The 22319-nt window shown below is 37.1% G+C and carries 21 protein-coding genes; 9 read left to right on the top strand and 12 right to left on the bottom strand.

Annotated elements, in window-relative coordinates:
- Nucleotides 1–73 precede the first annotated feature (73 nt).
- A complete protein-coding gene (rmuC, locus tag G7Y56_RS01250; protein ID WP_165040423.1) occupies nt 74–1333 on the bottom strand; it encodes a DNA recombination protein RmuC in 1260 nt (419 codons plus the stop codon).
- A 238-nt stretch (nt 1334–1571) separates the two neighbouring features.
- Here rmuC and G7Y56_RS01245 point away from each other — a divergent pair, with 238 nt between their 5' ends.
- Together G7Y56_RS01245 and G7Y56_RS01240 are read left to right on the top strand one after the other, a co-directional pair.
- A complete protein-coding gene (locus G7Y56_RS01245; protein ID WP_255498601.1) occupies nt 1572–2408 on the top strand; it encodes a bifunctional methionine sulfoxide reductase B/A protein in 837 nt (278 codons plus the stop codon).
- A 158-nt stretch (nt 2409–2566) separates the two neighbouring features.
- Nucleotides 2567–2995 (top strand): DUF5606 domain-containing protein, encoded by a 429-nt coding sequence (locus tag G7Y56_RS01240; RefSeq protein WP_165040419.1) that lies wholly within the window; start codon nt 2567–2569, stop codon nt 2993–2995.
- 267 nt (nt 2996–3262) lie between these two features.
- On the opposite strand, the gene G7Y56_RS01235 is transcribed toward G7Y56_RS01240, so the two are convergent.
- The 10 genes from G7Y56_RS01235 to pyrH all read right to left on the bottom strand — a co-directional run bounded on the left by G7Y56_RS01235 (nt 3263) and on the right by pyrH (nt 12751).
- Entirely contained in the window at nt 3263–4432 is a 1170-nt protein-coding gene (locus G7Y56_RS01235; RefSeq protein ID WP_165040417.1) for an OmpA family protein, read from the bottom strand.
- A gap of 39 nt (nt 4433–4471) precedes the next feature.
- Nucleotides 4472–5572, bottom strand: coding sequence for a GDP-L-fucose synthase (locus G7Y56_RS01230; protein WP_304487058.1), 1101 nt, complete (start codon nt 5570–5572; stop codon nt 4472–4474).
- Between the two features lie 10 nt (nt 5573–5582).
- Nucleotides 5583–6734: a GDP-mannose 4,6-dehydratase gene (gene gmd, locus G7Y56_RS01225; protein WP_165040413.1), complete on the bottom strand. Its 1152-nt coding sequence runs from the start codon at nt 6732–6734 to the stop codon at nt 5583–5585.
- Between the two features lie 172 nt (nt 6735–6906).
- Nucleotides 6907–8073 carry a thioredoxin family protein gene (locus G7Y56_RS01220; protein ID WP_165040411.1) on the bottom strand — a complete coding sequence of 389 codons (1167 nt, stop codon included), beginning with the start codon at nt 8071–8073 and terminating at the stop codon, nt 6907–6909.
- Nucleotides 8074–8142: 69 nt separating this feature from the next.
- Nucleotides 8143–9567, bottom strand: a complete 1425-nt coding sequence (gene cls, locus G7Y56_RS01215; protein ID WP_165040408.1) for a cardiolipin synthase — start codon at nt 9565–9567, stop codon at nt 8143–8145.
- 60 nt (nt 9568–9627) lie between these two features.
- Nucleotides 9628–10020, bottom strand: a complete 393-nt coding sequence (locus G7Y56_RS01210; protein WP_165040406.1) for a hypothetical protein — start codon at nt 10018–10020, stop codon at nt 9628–9630.
- A gap of 4 nt (nt 10021–10024) precedes the next feature.
- Nucleotides 10025–10423, bottom strand: a complete 399-nt coding sequence (locus G7Y56_RS01205) for a DUF2809 domain-containing protein (protein WP_185153967.1) — start codon at nt 10421–10423, stop codon at nt 10025–10027.
- A complete protein-coding gene (gene rsgA / locus G7Y56_RS01200; RefSeq protein WP_165040404.1) occupies nt 10404–11333 on the bottom strand; it encodes a ribosome small subunit-dependent GTPase A in 930 nt (309 codons plus the stop codon). Before rsgA ends, G7Y56_RS01205 begins: the two co-directional genes overlap by 20 nt.
- Nucleotides 11334–11416: 83 nt before the next feature.
- Complete coding sequence (gene frr / locus G7Y56_RS01195; protein WP_165040402.1) at nt 11417–11980, bottom strand: ribosome recycling factor; 564 nt, start codon at nt 11978–11980, stop codon at nt 11417–11419.
- Between the two features lie 60 nt (nt 11981–12040).
- Complete coding sequence (gene pyrH, locus G7Y56_RS01190) at nt 12041–12751, bottom strand: UMP kinase (protein ID WP_165040400.1); 711 nt, start codon at nt 12749–12751, stop codon at nt 12041–12043.
- Nucleotides 12752–13016: 265 nt separating this feature from the next.
- On the opposite strand from pyrH, the gene G7Y56_RS01185 reads away from it, so the two are divergent.
- From G7Y56_RS01185 to G7Y56_RS01155, 7 genes are all read left to right on the top strand, one after another.
- Nucleotides 13017–13826, top strand: coding sequence for a peptidylprolyl isomerase (locus tag G7Y56_RS01185; RefSeq protein ID WP_165040398.1), 810 nt, complete (start codon nt 13017–13019; stop codon nt 13824–13826).
- 15 nt (nt 13827–13841) lie between these two features.
- Nucleotides 13842–14657 (top strand): peptidylprolyl isomerase, encoded by an 816-nt coding sequence (locus tag G7Y56_RS01180; protein ID WP_370457656.1) that lies wholly within the window; start codon nt 13842–13844, stop codon nt 14655–14657.
- A gap of 18 nt (nt 14658–14675) precedes the next feature.
- Nucleotides 14676–16061 (top strand): FAD-dependent oxidoreductase, encoded by a 1386-nt coding sequence (locus G7Y56_RS01175; RefSeq protein WP_165040396.1) that lies wholly within the window; start codon nt 14676–14678, stop codon nt 16059–16061.
- A 47-nt stretch (nt 16062–16108) separates the two neighbouring features.
- Nucleotides 16109–16681, top strand: coding sequence for a pentapeptide repeat-containing protein (locus tag G7Y56_RS01170; protein ID WP_165040394.1), 573 nt, complete (start codon nt 16109–16111; stop codon nt 16679–16681).
- Between the two features lie 100 nt (nt 16682–16781).
- The gene (locus G7Y56_RS01165; protein WP_165040392.1) at nt 16782–18731 is read left to right on the top strand and encodes an ABC-F family ATP-binding cassette domain-containing protein; all 1950 of its coding nucleotides are present in this window, start codon (nt 16782–16784) and stop codon (nt 18729–18731) included.
- 11 nt (nt 18732–18742) lie between these two features.
- Nucleotides 18743–19414: a GDSL-type esterase/lipase family protein gene (locus G7Y56_RS01160; RefSeq protein ID WP_165040390.1), complete on the top strand. Its 672-nt coding sequence runs from the start codon at nt 18743–18745 to the stop codon at nt 19412–19414.
- 12 nt (nt 19415–19426) lie between these two features.
- Entirely contained in the window at nt 19427–21472 is a 2046-nt protein-coding gene (locus G7Y56_RS01155) for a M13 family metallopeptidase (RefSeq protein WP_165040388.1), read from the top strand.
- Between the two features lie 71 nt (nt 21473–21543).
- On the opposite strand, the gene G7Y56_RS01150 is transcribed toward G7Y56_RS01155, so the two are convergent.
- Nucleotides 21544–22281: a porin family protein gene (locus G7Y56_RS01150; protein WP_165040386.1), complete on the bottom strand. Its 738-nt coding sequence runs from the start codon at nt 22279–22281 to the stop codon at nt 21544–21546.
- Between the last annotated feature and the right edge of the window lie 38 nt (nt 22282–22319).

The raw sequence follows: 22319 nt of genomic DNA, 5'->3' as shown, positions 1-22319 counted from the left end.
GTACAAAGATAAGCTAATTTTTATGTTATACAACATGTTTCTACTTTTTTCATGCATTATTAACATAATTTAATTATGTATCACTATTTGGTAACTCTTTTTGAGCTTTTACACCTAATTCTTTGAGCATTTCCGCTTGACGAATAAGGTTTCCATTCCCATCCTTTAGCTGCCCAAAAGCCTTATCATAAGCCTTTTGAGAGCGTTCTATATTTTTACCGACATCTTGAAGCGTGTCTACAAAGCCAGCAAATTTGTCGTATAGTACCGCCCCCCTTTTAGCTATCTCCTGAGCATTACGGCTTTGGTACTCTCGCTTCCAAAGATCGGAGACAACTTTGAGAGATGCTATTAAGTTAGTCGGGCTAATCAACAGGATACGTTTACGATAGGCATAATCCCATAGATTGGAATCAAGCTGCATAGCTAGTATATATGCAGGTTCGGTAGGTACGAACATCATAACAAAGTCTAAAGACTCTGCATAATCCTGATACGACTTTTGGCTTAATTCATCTATATGTTGTTTGATAGATAAAATATGCTCTTTTTCGGCAATGAGCTTTTCATGATCAGTTTCGGACTCTACATATTTAACATAAGCATTTAACGAAACCTTGGAGTCTATAATTATTTTGCGTCCTCCCGGATAGACTACAACTATATCCGGCTGCATATATTTATGTTGATCATTTTGAACGCGAAGCCCATTGTCATCAGTCAGGAATTCCTGGGCGAAGTATTCTTCTCCTTTCTTCAATCCCGACTTTTCGAGGATTGATTCCAGAATCATTTCGCCCCAGTTGCCCTGTACCTTATTATTTCCTTTAAGAGCTTTGGTTAGGTTATTTGCATCTTCGCTGATCTGGTTATTAAGAACTACAAGCTCCCTTATACGCTCTTCTAACGAGAATCGCTGCTTTGACTCTTTATCGTAAGTTTCTTCTACTTTTGTTTTGAACTCGATCAGTTTCTCGTTCAGAGGTTTTAATATTGCCTCCATATTATCCCTATTGGCTATTGTAAAGCGCTGTGTCTTCTCCTCCAATATCTGATTGGCCAACACTTGGAAATCCTTATTGAGTTGATTACGGGTATTAAAAAGCTCTTCCTGTTGGGTTTGTAACAGTTCCTCTTTCGATTGCAGGTTTGCTTTCAGTTGAGCAATCTCCCGGATATAATCTAACTGGCTTTGTAGCAAAGCTTCTTTCTCAGAAATATGCTTAGCCATTTCATTCTTTAAATCCAGTTCCCTTTGTTTGCTATTCTTTTGCAACACAATAATGGCAACAATACTCAGTATTAATATTATTGCGGCGAAGATATATTCCATATAATTAATTTGATTAAGACCTACGACCTACTTTATAAATCTAATGGAAAGTTATTCAAAATATAATCCTTAACAAAATTTGCGAAACAAAAGTTGCTAACATCTGTTCATAAGGAATACATTTGCTTAACATTATAACAGTTGCATCATGAAAAGAGTACATGTTCTATTTTACATATATATGTTCATGATAGGTATATCATGCGCTCAAAATAAAAATAATACTAACTTAGACAATATGAAATACAATAAATTAACAGCAGAAGAAGAACGCGTAATTCTTCACAAAGGAACGGAACGACCTTTTACGGGAGAGTATGTAAACAACAAACGCAGTGGAATCTATGTTTGCAAAAGATGCGATGCCCCGCTCTATCGCTCGACAGATAAGTTCGATTCAGATTGCGGATGGCCTTCTTTCGATGACGAGATTACAGGAGCTGTAAAACGTATACCCGATGCAGATGGCATGCGAACCGAAATTGTATGTGCCAATTGTGGCGCTCATCTAGGTCATGTATTCTTACACGAAAGATTCACTCCTAAAGATACCCGCCATTGTGTAAACTCTATATCGTTGAAATTCATACCAGATCTGGATGTAGCGTATTTTGCATCAGGATGCTTCTGGGGTACCGAATACTATTTCATGAAAGCAAAAGGGGTAACGCATACTGCTGTTGGCTTTATGGGCGGACATGTTGATCATCCGACTTACGAGCAAGTATGCCAAAAGAATAGCGGACATTTGGAAACTACACAGGTAGACTACAATTCGACTCAGGCTTCTTATGAGGATTTAGTTAAGCTGTTCTTCGAGACACATGACTTTACCCAAACAAATGGGCAAGGCCCTGATATTGGTCCGCAGTATCTCTCTTGCATTTTCTATTCGGATGCAGAGCAGAAAGCAATAGCGGAGAAGTACATCAAAATATTAGAGAATAAAGGTTATAAAGTAGCTACAAAGCTAAAACCGGCTTCTACTTTCTGGAAAGCCGAGGACTATCATCAGCAATATTATGAACATAAAGGAAGTACTCCTTATTGCCACATATATAAGAAAATATTTTAATTCAGATCATCAGCTCATTAGGCGACAATTTAAATCTTTTAAGGAATTAAATTCAATTTATCTATGGTAAAATAGCATTATTTAGGTCAATCATGTTATTTTTGTCGTTTAACTGAAATAAGACTTAAATAGAATTTAAACAAAATTTGATTATTATCATGCTAAAGACAATCTTATCCGTATCGGGCAAACCAGGCTTATACAAACTAATTTCGAGTGGAAAGAATATGGTTATAGTAGAATCTTTGGTTGACAGCAAGAAGATACCGATTCATGCTCGCGACAAAGTTGTTTCATTAGGAGACATCTCTATTTATACAAACGAAGCTGAAGCCCCACTAAAAGATATATTGGTTACTATCAAACAAAAAGAAAACAATGCTAAGGCATCTATCAATACAAGTGCTAAGCCTGAAGAATTGAAAAAATATTTTGAAGAAGTACTTCCTAATTTTGACAGAGACCGTGTATATCCAACGGATATTAAGAAAATAATTGGCTGGTACAATATCCTAACTAATGCCAGTATAGATTTTGAAAAGGAAGATGAAGTTTCAGAAGAAGAAGAAGTAATAAGCGCTGAATAAATAAGGAATCCTTATACACACATAAAAAAAGCCCATAGTTATAACTATGGGCTTTTTTTATGTGTGATCACGAGGTTTATAAATACTTCAACAATATACCTTTACCCTGTAATTTCACGCTCAGATGCATTGTAAAACGACAAAGGCCTATACAGTATTTACCTTATGATATGGCTCAAACCGATCACACTCTAAGGATAGACCTCTAGTAAAAACAAAAAAGAGAGTGGATTATCCACTCTCTTTTCAATTATATCGCAATTGAAATTACTCAGCGAAGAAGATTGCAACACGGTTCCATGCGTTTTCAGCATATGGTTGCTCTGTATCACCTTTCCACTCAATAGTTACACGGTTGCTATCGATGTTGTATTTCTTGATCAACGCATTTGCTACGTTTTTAGCACGTTTTTCAGAAAGTTTTTCATTGATAGAAGGAGTACCAGTTTTCTTATCTGCATAACCTACGATCTTAACTTTAGCGCTAGGATTGTCTTGTAGATATTTAGCTGTATTGAAAATACTGATTTCTTGGTTTCTGTCGATAACTGCACTACCGATACGGAAGAATACCACGTTAGAAATAAATGCACCTGTACCCTTGTTAACTTCAACAACTTTAGTAACTGGATCTGGACATTTAGGACATTCTTTTGGAACAGATAGTTTAGCATTTTCTTGACGTAGTCTGTTGATTTGGCTGTTTAAGTCATCAATAAGACCTTGATCCATTAGTAGAGCTTCAGAGAAGTCAGTTTTAGAACCAAGTTTGTAAATCAAGTTAGCAGAAGCATTACCTAATAGGTCATAACTCCAATCACCACCAATTCTTCTATCGAAGTCATCTTTCAAAATTACAGCAGAAAGCTCAATAGCAAGAGATAGTTTGTCTGTAATTCTAAAGTTATTAATTAAACCACCATTGAAAGTTAAACTTTTTTGGTTATCATAAGGCTCTGCTGCAGTAGCACCTGGATTCATCAAACTATAACCACCACCATAAGCAGCACCAATACCCACATAAGGAATAAGGCTATATAGGCGTTTTTCGTTATATTTACCAAAATAGTTCATCAAATTAACCATTACATCAACTTCTCCTGTAAGAGCTTTTTGGGTATTCATAATTTTTGCATTGTTATCAAATGTATGAATCTTACCATAAGTACCTTTGGCACGTACTCCTAAATAAGGATTATACCATTTACCTAATTGAAGGTTAGCTGTAAGAGTTGGACGGTCAAAGAAACTTGCATCACCATCAGGCTTTGCAAAATACATGTTTGCTCCAGCACCAGCTCCTACGAACCAGTTGTCAAAGAAACCATTGCGTGCAAAAGTAGCCTTGCGTCCAGCTTTAGTACTGAATCCGCTATCTTGAGCAGAAACAGTAATAGCCGCAAAAACTAAAACTAAAAGTAAACTTACTTTTTTCATAATAATTGTTTTAAATTATAATTAAACATTCTTCTATTCTTATTCTCTAATATATTCATTATACCACATATACATTGTTGTCAAGCCTTCAGTCACGTTAACAGTATGTTTCCACCCCAAAGAATTTAACTTTGACACATCAGTCAACTTTCTCATAGTACCATCCGGTTTATCTGTATTAAAACACAAATTACCAGAGAACCCTACCAGTTTTTTGATAAGATTGGCAACATCCGCTATTGATATTTCAACTCCTGTACCCACATTCACATGTGTATTACGAATTTCTTTCCCTTTTATAACATTTGTTAAGTCTAAAAAGTTTACAGTCTCCATAATAAAAACGGTTGCATCAGCCATATCTTCGCTCCAAAGGAACTCGCGCATTGGTTTTCCTGTTCCCCAAAGCTCTATTTCAACAATATTATTAGCATCTCTCCCGATACCATATTTAGCTAAAATAGCTAAAATTTCCTCTTTTGACGATTTATCAGAAATACCTTCTATAGGTCTTAAAGATAAGTCTTTTAAAATTGTATTCCAATCATCTTGCTCAAGACACTTACCCAAATGAATTTTACGCAACATCGCTGGTAAAACATGGGAGGTCTCCAAGTTAAAATTATCATTTGGACCATACAAGTTTGTAGGCATTATTGCTATATAATTAGTCCCATATTGAAGATTATAGCTCTCGCACATCTTAATACCTGCAATTTTAGCAATAGCATAGGGTTCATTTGTATATTCCAACGGTGATGTCAACAAAGCATCTTCGCTCATCGGCTGCGGTGCTTCTTTGGGATAAATACAAGTACTCCCTAAAAACACTAACTTTTTTACACCATTTATATAAGACTGATGTATCACGTTATTCTGGATCATCATATTTTCATATATAAACTGCGCCCGATAAGTATTGTTTGCTACAATACCACCAACCTTAGCGGCGGCTAATATAACATATTCAGGTTTTTCCTTTTCAAAGAAATTAGTGACATCTGCCTGATTCGTCAAATCTAATTCTTGATGCGTTTTCAAAACAAAGTTCGTGTAGCCTTTCGTTTGTAAACTTTTAAGAATTGCTGAACCGACTAAGCCTCTATGACCCGCAATATATATTTTAGCATTCTTATCTATCATTGAATCTCTATTCAAAATAGTTCAAAATCTTATACCCACCGTTTTTCAAATATTCTTCCTTCTTCATCAAATCAATATCATGCAACATCATATCCTGACAAAGGGATTTAAGATCATATGTAGGTTCCCATCCTAATCTTGTGCGAGCTTTTGTATTATCTCCAATCAAAATATCAACTTCTGTTGGACGGAAATAAGCTGAATCAATACCAACTACAGACTCACCTATTCTCTTCTTAAATATATCTAAATGTTCTGCACCAACAACTTTCGAAAAAACGTCTTCATTAACTGCAGATATAAAACCTTCTTCTTTTTCCCCTTCACCTTTAAACTCAACAGTGATACCAGCCTCCGCAAATGACATTTTTATAAAATCACGTATGGTCGTAGTCACTCCTGTCGATATTACATAGTCATCGGGAGTATCTTGCTGAAGAATGAGATACATTGCTTTTACATAATCTTTAGCATGACCCCAATCCCTTTTACTGGATAAATTACCCATGAATACTTTTTTCTGAAGCCCCAACACGATACGAGATACAGCGCGCGTCACTTTTCTAGTTACAAAAGTTTCCCCTCGAAGAGGAGATTCATGATTAAATAGGATACCATTACTGGCATGCATCCCATATGCTTCACGATAATTCACTGTTATCCAATATGCGTACAACTTTGCGACAGCATATGGGCTACGAGGATAAAATGGCGTTGTTTCTTTTTGAGGAATTTCCTGAACCAGACCATACAACTCAGATGTTGAAGCCTGATATATCCTAGACTTTTCAGTTAAATTCAACAAACGAACAGCCTCCAGCAACCGCAAAGTACCTATACCATCAGCGTTAGCAGTATATTCCGGCGTATCAAAACTAACCTTAACATGGCTCATCGCCGCAAGATTATATATTTCGTCGGGCTGCACATCACCAATTATGCGAGTCAGATTCATACTATCAGTCATATCACCATAGTGAAGAATCATATTCCGATTCTCATCATGAGGATCCTGATACAAATGATCTATACGATCAGTATTAAGCATAGATGACCTACGCTTAATTCCATGAACAGTATAACCTTTCTTTATTAAATATTCTGAAAGATAAGCTCCATCTTGACCTGTAACGCCTGTGATGAGTGCAACTTTTCCCATTTTCTTTTTTTATATAAAAACAAACCTCTTAGGCTACCAAAGCCCTTTTTCGCTTGACACCTCTTCAAAAGAGAAACAAGTATAGAGAGTACAAAGATATATATTTTTTAACAAAGACAAACAAATATATCTTTATTTTAGCCCAAAACGCCCTATTTTTCTTATTTTTCCCTTAAAACAAGATATCATTTACACGAGCATAACGCCCTAAAACAACATAATTTTTATCTAATAAAAAAAACGTAGGAGTCCCTAATACACCATAGTTCAAATAATTAACCCCTGCAAATCCTCTGAAATCACATAATTTATCAGACCATGGAAATTTTTCACAATCTAATACAAAAGTCTCCTTATTATGATCAGAAGAAATTGATACAATTCTTATATTCTGTTCTTTAAACCGACTATAATCCTTAATTAACAACTCTAATTGTTCTTCGCAGTTATGACAATCTGGCTGATAAAAGACTAATAAGGTTTTATCAAATCCCTCACCATCGGCTAATTTTGCCAATCCAGCAACAGGTGGAGCAGACATCCCTTTACGAACCTTAGCCATTGTGAATGCTGCATACATTCTGTCTCGTGGTGTTTCGATGCGACCCGACTCTTGTACATAAGGTACAATAATATCGAAAGCGTCATCCCAGCCATATTGTTCTGTTATAGTCACCAAATTCTCGGCTAAATGTTCAAATACCTCATCAGATTTTATGCGCTTCAGTATTTGAACCATATCCTGACCTAAAATCTCCTGATCGGCTGTCAACCGAGTAATTCCATCAATAATATTATACCACAGGCCACTTGTATATAAGCGATCTACATCCAATTTATCTAAGGCATAAAGACGAACAGATGTTTTTTCCATAAGCCCGCCATGACCGGTCGTAACCTGATTAAGATCACGCATATAACGAATAAGTTTTATGAGATAATCTGCATACAGACTCGTATCCTCAGCCGGCTTTTCTTTATCTTGAATAAAAGAATAGAGATATTCGTTTTCTCTCGAGTTCTTAAAAATATATTTATTATCAGCATCCTGATGCACTGAAAAGCTTTCTTGGTCGACAATCATATTCAAGGCTGGAGTATCCTTTACAATAAGAGCTCCTGATCCTATATATCCTTTATCCTTTGGAGGTATATTTACAATTGCATTTCCTGCAAAATTCAATCGTCCTGATTGTATTGTATCCTGATTTATGCCTTTATTCAATATGAATACATATTCTTTATTAGCATCCTGCGGCAGCGTTATATTTACCTGTTGAGCTTTTATACCACATAGGGTAACAACAATAAGAAACCCAAAGACTATTATTTTTCTCATTTTATTTCTCTTACAACTGATTGAAATTAAAATCCATTTTGTCATACATCTTATTAAGACATATTATCCTCACAACAACGGCGAAAACATTCGAATTACCGATTCTTTAAATTTCTTTGCACGCGAACGGCTCTCCCATTCTTCTATCGATAGTAGTGTAGACTGCCTCATATCTTTATAAAAAATATCTTTTGCCATTTGGCACGTCTCTTCACTATATATAAAAGCATCTATTTCGAAATTATGCTCAAAGCTACGAACATCCATATTAGCCGACCCTGTTATGGTCAACGAATTATCTATAACCATTAACTTCGAATGTAAAAAGCCTGCTTCAAAGAAATAAACGCTCACCTTTGCGTCAAGCATCTCTTTCAGAAAAGACATTGTAGCTATCTGTACGAATGTAGTATCTGAGCGGCGGGGGAGCATCAAACGCACATCTACACCTCGCATGGCGGCCATCTGAATCGATAACATTAGCGAATCTGTAGGCACAAAATAGGGCGTCTGCATAAATATGCTGTCTTTAGCATTTGCTATTGCCTGAAGTATACCTAAGTGTATATCCTTAAATTGACCGACAGGCCCACTCGTGACAAGTTGGATAAGATTATCCCCTTTATTTTCCAGCGGTGGAAAATAATCTTTAGAGGAAAGAAGCTCCCTGCGCGACGAATACCAGTCTATAAGAAAGGATATCTGTAATCCGACAACCGCTTTGCCCTCTATCTTAATATGACTATCCCGCCATACGCCATAACTAACTCCATCGACATACCTATCCGCAACATTCATCCCCCCAACAAAGCCTACTCTACCATCTATAACCACAATCTTACGATGGTTCCGGTAATTAACACGGCTTGTCAGCAGTTTGAAAGCAACCTTCAAGAACGATTGCACCTCAACTCCTTGAGTCTGCATTTCCTTAAAGAATTTGCGCTTTGCTTTCCATGAACCTACGTCATCATATAAAAGACGTACCTTCACACCTTCTGCTGCTTTTCTTATCAAAAGATCTTTTACTTTGTGTCCAATATTGTCGTCCATGAAAATGTAATATTGGATATGAATATGATTCTGAGCCTTTTCCATCTCTTCGAAAAGGGCCTCGAATTTCTCGTTTCCATCCGAATAGAATGTAACCTCATTTCCTTCATATAATGGATCTTCACCTACCCGATCGAGCAGGTTAATCAATGGCTTATGTTCTTTTGGAGGAACTATCTTTTCATGAGAGTCTTGATGCTCAATTGCATTGCGACTGAGTTCATTATGTATTTTTCGCGAAATAAGGCGTTGTTTGCGGCTATCTTCACCAAAGAAGTAATATATAATAAGCCCGACTAATGGCAAAAGCAATAACACCAACACCCACGAAATCGTCTTCAGTGGGTTCCTGTTTTCTGAGATGACTACAATCATCGTCCCTAATGCTGTAACAACATATAGGATTTGAAAAACAAGGATCAGATTACTTGTTGCTTCCATAAAAAATATTTCTACAAAATACCCCTTGGATAGAGTGCAAAATCAAATCTTCGTTATTGATCAGTTTGTTTCTTCCAGCAAGCGCAGAACATCCTCACGCAGGACGGTGCGCTCCCATGAGTAGGTAGTATCTGTATTTTCTAACGTTTCTACAATCGAGAGAGCTTTCAACAATAGTGCTTTATCTTTATTATCTGTTATCTCATACTCGTTTAACAATAACTTAGCATATTGCTCAAACAACTCTACACTATCAATTTTTTCAGCCAATTCCTCAGCCGTGTCTATTTTTGTAACCTCAAAATTATCAGCGAAAAATTTATAACAACCCTCTAAGATAATCCTTCTTTCCGGGAGGCTTAATCTTTCTGTATTATTATCCATTTCTTGCAATTTTGCAAAAAACTCTTCAATAATGCGCTGTAGATAATCTTTTTTTCGTTGTTGAATCATTGTTCTATTTTAGATCAGTTTGTTTACGGTCTATAAAATAACAAATAGCAGCCCCTAAAGTATAAGAAAAAATATCACCCCACGTAAAAGTAGAGCCTATAACTACTCTCATTACTTTATTATTTTGCATGCCTAAAACTTCAACTAATCGAAAATATTGTCCTATCTCGACAGCATAGGCAAATAACAAAACGCCAATTACCAAATATAACGATTTGATCCGAATAAAAGACTTTACAAAGTAATATATTAATATAACAACTAATATATCCCCTCCATAAGGGCGTATGATTTTATCATCGACGAACAAAGCGATAACAATCTCTATGGCAAATATGATCAAGAAAACAACAAATGATCTGAAATCAAATCTTATTTGCAATTTATTTTCTGTATTTCCCATCAGCCTCTTCTTCCATCATGCTTAAATAAGACTTATAACGGCTTTCGCTGATATAATGTTTTTCCACAGCATTGCGAACAGCGCAACCGGGTTCATTCATATGAATACAGTTGTTGAACCGACAATCTGTCGAAAATTTAAATATATCAGGGAAATAATGTGAAATCTGCTCCTTTTCCATATCAACTGTTCCAAAACCCTTGATACCGGGAGTATCTATTATAAAACCACCCTGCGGTAGCTCTATCATTTCAGAAAATGTAGTTGTGTGCATTCCTGTGTTGTGATAATCTGAAATTGCTCCGGTTTTCAAGTTCATATCAGGAACCAATGCATTTATAAGTGTCGACTTCCCGACCCCCGAATGCCCGGAGAACAGTGTTATCTTTCCTTTTATTGTTTCTTGTAAATCTTCCAATCCGATATTTTCGAGCACAGATATTTTAGCACTCTGATAACCTATATACTGATACATATCAATAAGGGCATCCAAATATTCTATTTCTTCTTCTGTATATATATCGATCTTGTTAAATATAAGATTTACAGGCACACGGTATGCCTCGGCCGAAGCCAAAAAGCGATCGATGAAAACCGTAGATGTTACCGGATGATTAATTGTTACAATCAAGAAACACAAATCGAGATTTGCTGCGATTATATGTGATTGTTTCGAAAGATTCGATGATCGGCGGACGATATAATTCTTTCTGTCTTCAATTTCAGAGATAAGACCGGTACCCTCATTATTAAGTATAATAGTCACTCTATCTCCGATTGATATAGGATTTGTACTTCGTATGCTTTTGAGGCGGAAGTTTCCTTTTATTTTGCATTCGATATCCTGTCCGTCATCAGTACGAACCAGATACCAACTACCTGTATTTTTTATTACTAAGCCATTCTTCATAAATCAATGAACCAATATCCAAATATGCCGATCGATTGCAAAAACACACAATCAACATACTTGAATATTGGAACATACAGGTGTTATACAGTTAATATTTCTTTTTCTTTTGCTGCGAATACTTCATCGATCTTCTTAATATATCTGTCATGAAGTTTTTGCATTTCGTTCTCGCCATCTTTCGCTACATCTTCAGGAAGGCCGTCTTTAACCGATTTCTTGATTGCATCGATAGCATCACGGCGGGCATTACGCACGCTGATCTTCGCATCTTCTGCTTCTTGCTTCGATTGCTTTACTAACAATTTACGACGTTCTTCTGTCAACGGAGGAATACTTAAGCGAATAACTTCACCGTTATTATCGGGAGTAATACCAATATCCGAGTCCATGATTGCTTTTTCAATATCGCGCATCATATTCTTCTCCCATGGTTGAACAATAATTGTTCTCGCATCGGGTGTGCTGATAGAAGCAACACCACTAAGAGGCGTTAGGCTTCCATAATAATCCAGTTTAATACCATCAAGAATTCTGGGATTTGCCTTTCCCGCACGAATATGCGCCAAAGATTCATCCAAAAATTCTATCGAAGAAGCCATTTTAGCTTCCGCTTTCTTTTCTATTTCTTTTATATCTACTGCCATAAAAATAGCTTTATAATGTTTATTTATATTTGATTTCTGATTTATTCCCTAGTTATAAGATCAGGCATGTACATAAGTACCGATATTCTCACCTCGCATTACTTTTTCAAGATTGCCTTCTGTGTCCATATCAAAAACAACAATAGGCAGATTATTTTCTTTGCACATCACCGTTGCTGTTAAATCCATCACTTTCAATCCTCTGTTCAATACCTCATCATAAGATATTTTATCAAACTTGGTAGCTGTCGGATCTTTTTCAGGATCGGCTGTATAGATTCCATCTACACGGGTGCCTTTTAGCATAACATCGGCTTCTATTTCGATTCCTCTAAGTGAAGAACCTGTATCCGTTGTAAAAAAAGGATTCCCTGTTCCGCACGACAAGATAGCAATTTCTCCATTCTCCATCGCTTCTATTGCCTTCCATTTACTATATATTTCACCGATGGGTTCCATACGGATAGCAGTGAGTACACGAGATTTCTGCCCTATGGCATTGAATGCCGAACTTAGACCAAGACTATTGATCACCGTTGCCAGCATACCCATCTGGTCACCTTTTACACGATCATAACCTTTCGAGGCACCGCTTAGCCCTCTGAATATATTACCTCCTCCGATTACTATGCTTATCTGGATTCCCATATCAGCAATCGCTTTTATCTGAGTAGCGTAAGTATTTAACCGATTAACATCAATACCATATTGCTGTTCGCCCATTAACGACTCGCCACTTAGTTTGAGAAGTATTCTTTTATATTTTATCATTCCTCTATTTTAAAGTCTGCACTTTATTAAATTAGTATGTGAGATTAATAAATAAAGTTTATTCGGGTAATAAAATTTACTCATTCTTATAACAATGCAAATCTAATATATTTTTAAGATAATACAAAGCCAGATCATCAAGAACTACAACTTGTTATTATATATAGGGAAACAGTTCTTACCATCGCAAGAAAAAATTAAGGAGTAAGGGAAATGGAAGATACAAGTCTATTTCGTATCTTGCGACTCCGAAATTCGAGATATCATGAAACATAAATACATTAAAAATCTTTATTCTTTATTATTACTAATACTGATTATTACCTCTTGCAAGGGCACATCACAAGAAAAAGAAACGATTGTTTTAGTCAAGACTAACTATGGCAATATCAAAATTAAACTCTACAATGAAACACCACTCCATCGTGACAATTTTATAAAATTGATTAACGAAGGCAGTTACAATGATGTTCTTTTTCATAGGATAATCAAAGATTTTATGATACAAGGCGGAACAATAAAAACCGATTCTACTTTAGCCGGCATACCTTCCGAGATAGATAGTGTGTACCCTCGTTATTTCCATAAACGAGGAGCTTTGGGTGCAGCCCGTTGGGGCGATGATAAGAATCCTGAGAAGTTATCTGACGCTTATCAGTTTTACATTGTAACAGGTGCACACTTCAACGAGTCCGAAATAAAAGACATCGAAGACAAACGTCTTGAAAAGCTTAAGAAAGATATTTTCGATCAGCTGCAAGTTCAGAATATAGATAAGATTAAACTCCTCTATGACAAAAAAGATCAGGACGGTCTATACACATTAGGAGAAGAATTATCTGCACAAGCCGAAAAGGATGCAAAAGCCACAGAATCGAAAATACTATTTAACGACCAGCAAAAAGAAATCTATAAAACAATAGGTGGTGCACCTCATCTAGATGGAATGTACACTGTATTTGGAGAGGTGATTGAAGGAATAGATGTCGTAGATAAAATACAAAGTATAAAAGTAAATGACAATGATCGCCCTATGCAGGATATTAAAATGCAAATCAGTATCGTCAGTCAATAAAGTACATATATCAATATGAAAAAAATATTATTATTTATCATCGTTTTAGCAACAGCAATGAATATGAAATCGCAAGAAAAAGAACCGATTGTATTGATCGAAACCAATTATGGAAATATAAAGATCAAACTTTTTAACGAAACACCTAAACATAGGGATAACTTTTTAAAGCTGATCGATGAAGGTTTCTTCAAAGACTTGTTATTTCATCGGGTTATAAAAGACTTTATGATACAAGGTGGCGATCCCGATTCTCGTCTAGCATCAGATACCGCATTTCTTGGGAATGGAGATCTGGGCTATATGGTAGATGCTGAATTCAGAACACCTGAAATATTTCACAAACGCGGTGTTTTGGCGGCGGCTCGTACAGGAGATGATGTAAATCCCGAAAAAGGCTCATCGGCCTCTCAATTCTATATCGTGATGGGAAAGACTTATACCGACAATGAACTTGAAGCTTTGGAGAGACAGCGTTTCGAAAAACTGAAACAAGAAATATTAAAAGGACTTCAAGCCGCAAATACGGATACCGTCAAAGAATTATATCGGCAAGGCGACCGAAATGCGTTGACAGAGTTCAGAACTAAACTTCAGGCTCAAGCCGAAGAAGAGGCTAACGCAAGAAAATCGGAAGCATTATTTACCGCCGAACAAAAAGAAGCATACAAAACTGTTGGAGGAGTACCACGATTGGATGGAGGCTACACTGTATATGGAGAAGTGATAGAAGGTCTAGATGTTGTAGACAAAATTCAGAATGTAGAAACAAATCAGAGCGACAGACCATTCAAAAATGTAACAATGAATATCATCCTACTGGAAAAATAAATTTCAATATATCTAAGCATGGAAAACAACACATCAGATGAAAATCTGAACAAATTAAACAAATTAAGTAACAAAAAAATCAATCGTAGAAAATTCCTCAAAATTGCAGCTGCTGCCGGAGTGGTAACAGGCATTGGAGCTTATCAGCTCAATAAATTTTCGAGCAACGCCAAAGGCAAGATTGTAATAGTAGGCGGAGGCGCTGCCGGCATTAGTATGGCTGCGTTATTGAACAGGTGGCTCGACGAACCGAATATTACCCTGATCGACCCCAGCGACAAGCAGTACTATCAACCGGGCTTTACACTTGTAGCTTCGGGGGTTTATAAAGCAGATGATGTATGGAAATCGCAGGAAGATTGTGTACCTAGCGACATCACATGGCTGAAAGACACAGTAAAAGCAATAGACCCTGTAAAGAATACAATCACAACAGCTGAAAATGGAAACGTAGATTATGATTTTCTGGTTTTAACACCGGGATTACAAATAAATTGGGAGAAAGTAGAAGGTATTACCCAAGCCACATTGGGTGAAGGAAATGCCCATTGCATATATGACTTTGTAGGTGCTCAAAAAACATGGGTTGCCATGCAGGAATTTTCAAAAACCGGAGGTAAAGGTATTTTCACGGATACTTATACAAAGCACAAATGTGGTGGAGCGCCAAAAAAGATATGCCTATTAACGGAAGATTATATACAGAAGCAAGGTACACGTGACAATGTTACTTTAAATTATTACACAGCCGATCCCGAACTTTATGATGTAGCCTATTATACACCTCGTCTGCTGGAAATATACAACGAGCGTGATGTCAATATCAATCTGAATGTTCGTGTAAAGGGGATTGATACTGCTACCAAACAAGTATATTTTGAAAAAAGAGAAACTGTCGGAGAGGAGCTTATCACGACTCCATCCACCGAAGGATATGATTTTCTACACTTCACACCACCGATGTCTGCTCCCGACTTCGTCCGCGATTCAGGATTAGGCTGGACAGAAGGCAAACTTGCTGCGGAGAGTTGGGTGATGGTAGATAAAGAAACACTAGTCCACAAAACATACCCGAATATTGTATCCTTAGGAGACTGCGCTGGAATACCTACAAGTAAAACATCTGCTGCAATCAGAAAACAAGTGCCTATTGCAGCTAAAAATCTCGTTTCGCTTATGGAAGGCAAAACACCCGAAGAGAAATATAACGGATATGCCGCATGTCCTATTATCACTGGATATGGAAATGTACTTCTATGTGAATTTGATTACAATAAAGACCCTGACACATCGTTCCCATTCACGCTATTAGACACTTCCAAAGAACAGTATGCTGCATGGTTGCTGAAAGTTTATGGGCTAAAACCCCTTTATTTTTACAGCATGCTGAAAGGGTATTGCTAATTGACACTTATTTGTTTTACTTAAATTATAATTTTACCACACGTATTATGAGCAGAATTTTCACTGAGGACGAAGAATTTAAAGGAGTCGATTTTACTACCAATCTTTTAGAAGAAGGAGATTACGACGGTTGTAGCTTCATTAATTGTAATTTATTAAATGCAAATCTATTGGAGATCGCTTTTACGAATTGCACATTCGATAATTGCGATCTGAGTATGGCAAAACTTGGCAATACAGCTTTTCGGGGCGTGACATTCAAAAATTGTAAACTCATGGGCTTACGGTTCGATCATTGCAATCAATTTTCTTTAGCACTCAAATTCGATAATTGCATACTAAATTTCTCTTCGTTCTTTAAGCTCAAATTAAAAGATATCGTTTTCAAGAATTGCAATATGAAGGATGTCGATTTTGTAGAAACGAATCTGACAGGTACGACCTTCTATAAATGTGATCTTGAGGGAGCTACCTTTGAGCGGACAAATCTTGAAAAAGCAGACTTCAGTACATCTCATAATTACTCGATTCATCCGGAAAGCAACAAAATTAAAAAAGCACGATTTTCGGCGGATGGAATCAAAGGATTACTTACCAGATATGATATTATCATAGAATAAGCAACATAAGGAACAGACTGCTATTGAAGAAAATAACAAAACGTCACTGTATTTCAGTTAAATTCTCTACTTTTGTGCTGATTTTAAACATATTTTAATTGTGATTTCAGTAGAAGGTCTTACAGTCGAATTTGGAGGTTTTACCCTCTTTGATGGTGTTTCGTTTGTTGTAAACAAAAAAGATAGAATTGCCCTCGTTGGAAAAAACGGAGCAGGAAAATCTACCATGCTCAAAATATTTGCGGGATTGCAGCAACCTACAAACGGCAATGTCTCATCACCTAAGGATATAACTATCGGTTATCTGCCTCAGCACATGACATTGAACGAAGGTAATACAGTTCTGGAAGAAGCCGCTTTGGCCTTCGACCATATCCATAAGCTGGAAACCGAACTCGAGTATGTAAATAAACAACTGGCTGAAAGAACGGACTACGAATCACAAATATATCACGATTTTATAGACCGTTCTGCTCATCTGAACGAGCAGTTTCTAATGTCGGGCGGAAACAATTTTCAGGCTGAAATAGAAAAAGCTTTGCTCGGACTCGGCTTCACCCGTTCAGACTTTAATCGTGCTACGTCCGAATTCAGTGGAGGATGGCGTATGCGAATCGAATTGGCAAAACTATTGCTCCAACGTCCGGATGTATTATTACTCGATGAGCCTACCAATCACTTAGACATAGAATCTATACAATGGCTCGAAACATTCCTCTCTACACGGGCGAATGCCGTTTTACTCGTTTCGCATGACCGTGCTTTTCTAGATGCTGTGACACAACGCACCATCGAAATATCACTAGGACGGATATACGATTATAGAGTACCTTACTCCAGATACGTTGAACTTCGTAAAGAATATCGCGAACAACAAATGCGTGCTTTCGAAAATCAGCAAAAACAAATACAAAAAACCGAAGAGTTTATAGAGCGATTCCGCTACAAAGCGACCAAATCGGTACAAGTACAATCACGGATAAAACATCTTGATAAGATAGACCGCATAGAAGTCGACGACGAAGATACAGCCATGCTTAGTCTGAAATTCCCTCCTGCACCCCGTTCGGGCTCATATCCCGTAATAGCGGAGGATGTAGAAAAAAGCTATGGAGATCATCTTATCTTTAAGAACGTTACATTGACTATCAATCGCGGAGATAAAGTAGCTTTTGTCGGTAAAAACGGTGAAGGTAAATCTACCCTTGTCAAATGTATAATGGGTGAGATCGATTTCGAAGGTAAATTGGAATTGGGGCACAACGTAAAAATAGGCTATTTCGCTCAAAATCAGGCTCAACTATTAGATGAGAACAAAACCGTATTCGAAACGATTGATTATGTAGCAACAGGTGATATTCGTACTAAAATACGTGATATACTCGGAGCATTTATGTTCGGAGGAGAAGCTTCCGATAAGAAAGTAAAAGTCCTTTCGGGAGGAGAACGCAGCCGTTTGGCTATGATTCGTTTATTGTTGGAGCCTGTCAATCTACTTATTCTCGATGAGCCTACTAATCACCTCGACATGAGATCGAAGGATGTACTAAAAGAGGCATTGAAAGAATTTGACGGAACAGTAATTCTTGTATCCCATGATAGAGATTTTCTTAATGGCTTAGTAGATAAAGTGTACGAGTTTGGCAACCAGCAAGTGAAAGAACATTTGTATGGTATATATGAGTTTCTTGAAAAGAAGAAAATGGATTCTTTACAGGAATTAGAGACTCAGGTGAGCCGGAATGAGAGTAAAAGCGTTGAAACAGAAGAATCTGAGAAAACAGAACCGACAAATAAACTGTCCTACGAGGAGCGCAAAGAATTAAGCCGCCAAATAAAACGAGTTGAGAAACAAATAAAAGAGATGGAACACTCCATCGAAAAGAAAGAGAAAGAGATCGCCGACCTTGAAGTCAGACTGGCTACTCCTGAAGATTCAGCTAATACGTCCCTTTTTGAAAAACATGGACTGTTAAACAAAGAGCTTCAGCAGGATATGCTTAAATGGGAAGAATTGACTATGGAGTTAGAAAGTATCACTAACACTTAAATCCTGCGACTATGAGAATAAAATTTGCGACGTTGCTACTATTTTTCTCTGTGTACGTAATGGGACAAGAGATTCAGGAGAATATTCAGGAAAGTCAGACTTATATCGATCGAATGGCATATTTCAAACAACATCCCTTAACAGAGGGGCAAATTATATTTCTTGGCAATAGTCTTACTCAAGCCGGAAAATGGGATGAGTATTTCCCTAATCAACAACCTGTAAACAGAGGAATAGCAGGTGATAATACAGAAGGTATGTTAGCCAGAATAGACGAAATTATTGCGGCTAAACCAAAGAAGCTTTTTATAATGGCCGGTATTAATGACATATCGCTGAGCAGATCGAATAAAAAGATTATAAACAACATCAGTACAATGATTGTAATGATAAAGGAAGGTAGCCCCGACACTCAAATCTATCTTCAAAGCGTACTGCCTATCAATAATGAGGTTGGAATTTATTCGCGACTAAAAAAGAAAGAGAAGACAATAGAAAAACTAAATAAAGAACTCCATAAATTAAGTAAAAAAGAAAATCTGGTTTTCATTAACATCTACCCTTCATTCTTAATTAAAAAGAGACAATTAGATGCTCGATACACAACCGATGGCCTGCATCTGAATGAGGAAGGATATACTGTTTGGGTCAATCAGATCCAATATTTTGTAGAAGAAAATTAAAATAAAAGAACGATGAAAAAGATTTATTATTTCTTACCTATCGCTGCAATTGCGTTCACATCGTCAATGTGTAGTGATAAATCTAAAAATCAAGAGGTTGCCGAAAGTGCAAATTTCGACATGAGTAATCTGGACACAACAGTTGCTCCGGGTAACGATTTTTATATGTTTGCCACAGGCGGATGGTCTAAAGCAAATCCTATGCCTGCCGAATATTCTCGTTATGGCTCTTTCGATAAACTTGCAGAGCGAAATCAAGAACAAGTAAGGGGACTGATTGAGGAGTTGGGAAAGACTACACATGAACAAGGCTCTATTGGTCAAAAAATCGGTGATCTTTATGCTATGGGTATGGATAGCGTAAAACTGAATGCCGATGGTGCTAGTCCTATCAAAAGCCAATTGGAAGAAATAAATAAAGCAGCCAATACTACCGACATTATCAAATTAGTCGGAAAAATCAGACAATATGCAGAAACTCCATTCTTCGGAATGTATGTTGGTGCTGACGATAAGAATAGTTCCATGAATATTGTTCACTTATATCAAAGCGGACTAGGTCTGGGCGACCGCGAATACTACATTGAACAAGATTCTACATCTGTAGCACTTCGCAGCGGATACCACAATCTGATTAAGGTTCAATTTATGAATGCCGGTTGTGCAGAAGCCGATGCACTAAAAGCAGCCGATGCTGTTCTTAAAATTGAAACAGCTTTGGCAAAGGCGCACTTCAAGAAAGAAGACACCAGAAAACCTGAACTGAACTATCATAAAATGAAAGTAGAAGAACTGGATGCCAAAGTTGCTAAATTCGACTGGGCAACATTCTTCAATGCAGCAAATGCAAAAGGATTTGAAGATCTCAATGTGTCTCAGATTACCCCGGTAGCTTCTGCCGTTAAACTGATACAAACAAGCCCTATCGATGAGACAAAAGCATATCTTTCGTGGTGTGTGATCAATGCATCAGCAAACTATTTAAGTGATAATTTCGTAGATGCAAACTTTGAGTTCTTCGGAAAACAAATGAGTGGCCGTCAGGCGCAACAACCTCGCTGGAAACGTACTGTAAGAACCGTAGACGGATCGCTGAGTGAAGCTGTAGGACAAATGTATGTTGCAAAATACTTTCCGGCTGAAGCGAAAGAAAGAATGCTAAAACTAGTAGACAATCTTCAGGTTACTCTTGGAGAACGTATACAGAGCCTAGCCTGGATGAGTGATGTAACAAAGGAAAAAGCGAAAGAAAAGCTAAATGCATTTACTGTAAAAATCGGCTATCCTGACAAATGGAAAGATTATTCAACGCTTGAGATCAAGAAAGACAGCTATTGGGAAAATATTGTTCGTGCAAGCGAGTTCAGCTACAACGAACTGATTAACAAAATCAATAAACCGGTAGATAAATCAGAATGGCATATGCCTCCTCAAATGGTGAACGCATATTATAACCCTACTACAAATGAAATATGCTTTCCTGCTGGTATTCTTCAACCTCCGTTCTTCTATCTGGACGCTGATGATGCTGTTAATTACGGAGCTATCGGCGTAGTTATCGGTCACGAAATGTCGCATGGATTTGACGACCAAGGTGCTAAATACGATAAGAATGGTAATTTGCTAGATTGGTGGACAGCCGATGACTCAAAAGAATTTAAAAGTAGAGCAGAAGTGCTTGTCAATCATTTTAACCAAATAGAAGTTTTACCGGGTGTATTTGCTAATGGCGAGTTTACATTAGGAGAAAATATCGGAGACTTTGGTGGAATCCAAATATCATACAATGCTTTTTCTAAAACAGAACAAGCTCAAAAAGGAGAGGAAATAGACGGCTTTACACCTCAACAAAGATTCTTCCTTTCTTATGCAGGTGTTTGGGCTGGTAATATCCGCGATGAAGAAGCGCTTAGACTTACCAAAATGGATCCGCACTCGCTAGGAAAATGGCGTGTAAACGGAACATTGCCTCATATTAATGCTTGGTATGATGCATTCAATATAACAGACAAAGATGCATTGTATATTCCAAAAGAAAAACGTGCTGACATCTGGTAATCGGATGAATATGTAATATAAAAAAAGGGTCGCAAATGCGACCCTTTTTGTTTCATCTCTTACCCCATTTTTCAAAACTTATACCCTACTGAAAAACTTAAATTGCGAGTCTTCCATTTGTCATTATTCATAGTTCCTGTTGGACTTCCATATTGGTCATAAGTAACGACATACGATGTCGGACCTTTTTGTAGATTGCGAAGACCAAATTCATAATTCACATTAAGTACAATTTTCTTATATTGCAATCCAATCCCTCCAAGCAAACCAAAGTCCCAACGATCAAGACCTGTTTTGTCATAACCTGTCGATTTATATTCATTATGAGATGTATATAAATAACCATCAGTTTCAACTGGTGTAGTCAACGAAATTTTATTTCGTGATGTAATACCATAAGCAGCATAACCACCGGCATTCAGATTTAATGATAGAGATTTTGCCAGTGGAATCTTGTAACCGATAGTCAAAGGTACCTGAAGGTACATCAGATTGAAATTACTTTCTTTATCACCAATCACAATATTACTTGATTCTGATATTTCAGTAGCAAAATAACGCTCGCTAAACTTAGCTCCTTTAGTCGTAAATTCGAGTCCCGATGATAAGAAAAAGCCTTTTGACAATTCATAATCGACAGTTCCTCCGATGTTAAATCCGACTCTGGGATCAGCAATAGATAAACTCGAGTTGGATAGATTGACTCCGGTTTTCACTCCAAAAGTAAATCGTGAATCTTCCTGAGCATTCACAGACAGTATACAGCCAAAACCGATACTCATAATAACTACTAACAAGATTTTTTTCATAAGATGTGTTGTTTTAATTGGTTAAGGCTTTAACGCTA

It is taken from the genome of Dysgonomonas sp. ZJ709, assembly GCF_011039195.1.
Classification (GTDB): Bacteria; Bacteroidota; Bacteroidia; order Bacteroidales; family Dysgonomonadaceae; genus Dysgonomonas.
Note: the sequence above shows the minus strand (reverse complement) of the source record. Positions and strands in the feature narration are given on the sequence as shown.

Bases quoted from the DNA above. Each gene is read 5' to 3' on its own strand.
- rmuC (WP_165040423.1), bottom strand. From the start codon at position 1,333: ATGGAATATATCTTCGCCGCAATAATATTAATACTGAGTATTGTTGCC.
- G7Y56_RS01245 (WP_255498601.1), top strand. From the start codon at position 1,572: ATGAAATACAATAAATTAACAGCAGAAGAAGAACGCGTAATTCTTCAC.
- G7Y56_RS01240 (WP_165040419.1), top strand. From the start codon at position 2,567: ATGCTAAAGACAATCTTATCCGTATCGGGCAAACCAGGCTTATACAAA.
- G7Y56_RS01235 (WP_165040417.1), bottom strand. From the start codon at position 4,432: ATGAAAAAAGTAAGTTTACTTTTAGTTTTAGTTTTTGCGGCTATTACT.
- gmd (WP_165040413.1), bottom strand. From the start codon at position 6,734: ATGGGAAAAGTTGCACTCATCACAGGCGTTACAGGTCAAGATGGAGCT.
- G7Y56_RS01220 (WP_165040411.1), bottom strand. From the start codon at position 8,073: ATGAGAAAAATAATAGTCTTTGGGTTTCTTATTGTTGTTACCCTATGT.
- cls (WP_165040408.1), bottom strand. From the start codon at position 9,567: ATGGAAGCAACAAGTAATCTGATCCTTGTTTTTCAAATCCTATATGTT.
- G7Y56_RS01210 (WP_165040406.1), bottom strand. From the start codon at position 10,020: ATGATTCAACAACGAAAAAAAGATTATCTACAGCGCATTATTGAAGAG.
- G7Y56_RS01205 (WP_185153967.1), bottom strand. From the start codon at position 10,423: ATGGGAAATACAGAAAATAAATTGCAAATAAGATTTGATTTCAGATCA.
- rsgA (WP_165040404.1), bottom strand. From the start codon at position 11,333: ATGAAGAATGGCTTAGTAATAAAAAATACAGGTAGTTGGTATCTGGTT.
- frr (WP_165040402.1), bottom strand. From the start codon at position 11,980: ATGGCAGTAGATATAAAAGAAATAGAAAAGAAAGCGGAAGCTAAAATG.
- pyrH (WP_165040400.1), bottom strand. From the start codon at position 12,751: ATGATAAAATATAAAAGAATACTTCTCAAACTAAGTGGCGAGTCGTTA.
- G7Y56_RS01185 (WP_165040398.1), top strand. From the start codon at position 13,017: ATGAAACATAAATACATTAAAAATCTTTATTCTTTATTATTACTAATA.
- G7Y56_RS01180 (WP_370457656.1), top strand. From the start codon at position 13,842: ATGAAAAAAATATTATTATTTATCATCGTTTTAGCAACAGCAATGAAT.
- G7Y56_RS01175 (WP_165040396.1), top strand. From the start codon at position 14,676: ATGGAAAACAACACATCAGATGAAAATCTGAACAAATTAAACAAATTA.
- G7Y56_RS01170 (WP_165040394.1), top strand. From the start codon at position 16,109: ATGAGCAGAATTTTCACTGAGGACGAAGAATTTAAAGGAGTCGATTTT.
- G7Y56_RS01160 (WP_165040390.1), top strand. From the start codon at position 18,743: ATGAGAATAAAATTTGCGACGTTGCTACTATTTTTCTCTGTGTACGTA.
- G7Y56_RS01155 (WP_165040388.1), top strand. From the start codon at position 19,427: ATGAAAAAGATTTATTATTTCTTACCTATCGCTGCAATTGCGTTCACA.
- G7Y56_RS01150 (WP_165040386.1), bottom strand. From the start codon at position 22,281: ATGAAAAAAATCTTGTTAGTAGTTATTATGAGTATCGGTTTTGGCTGT.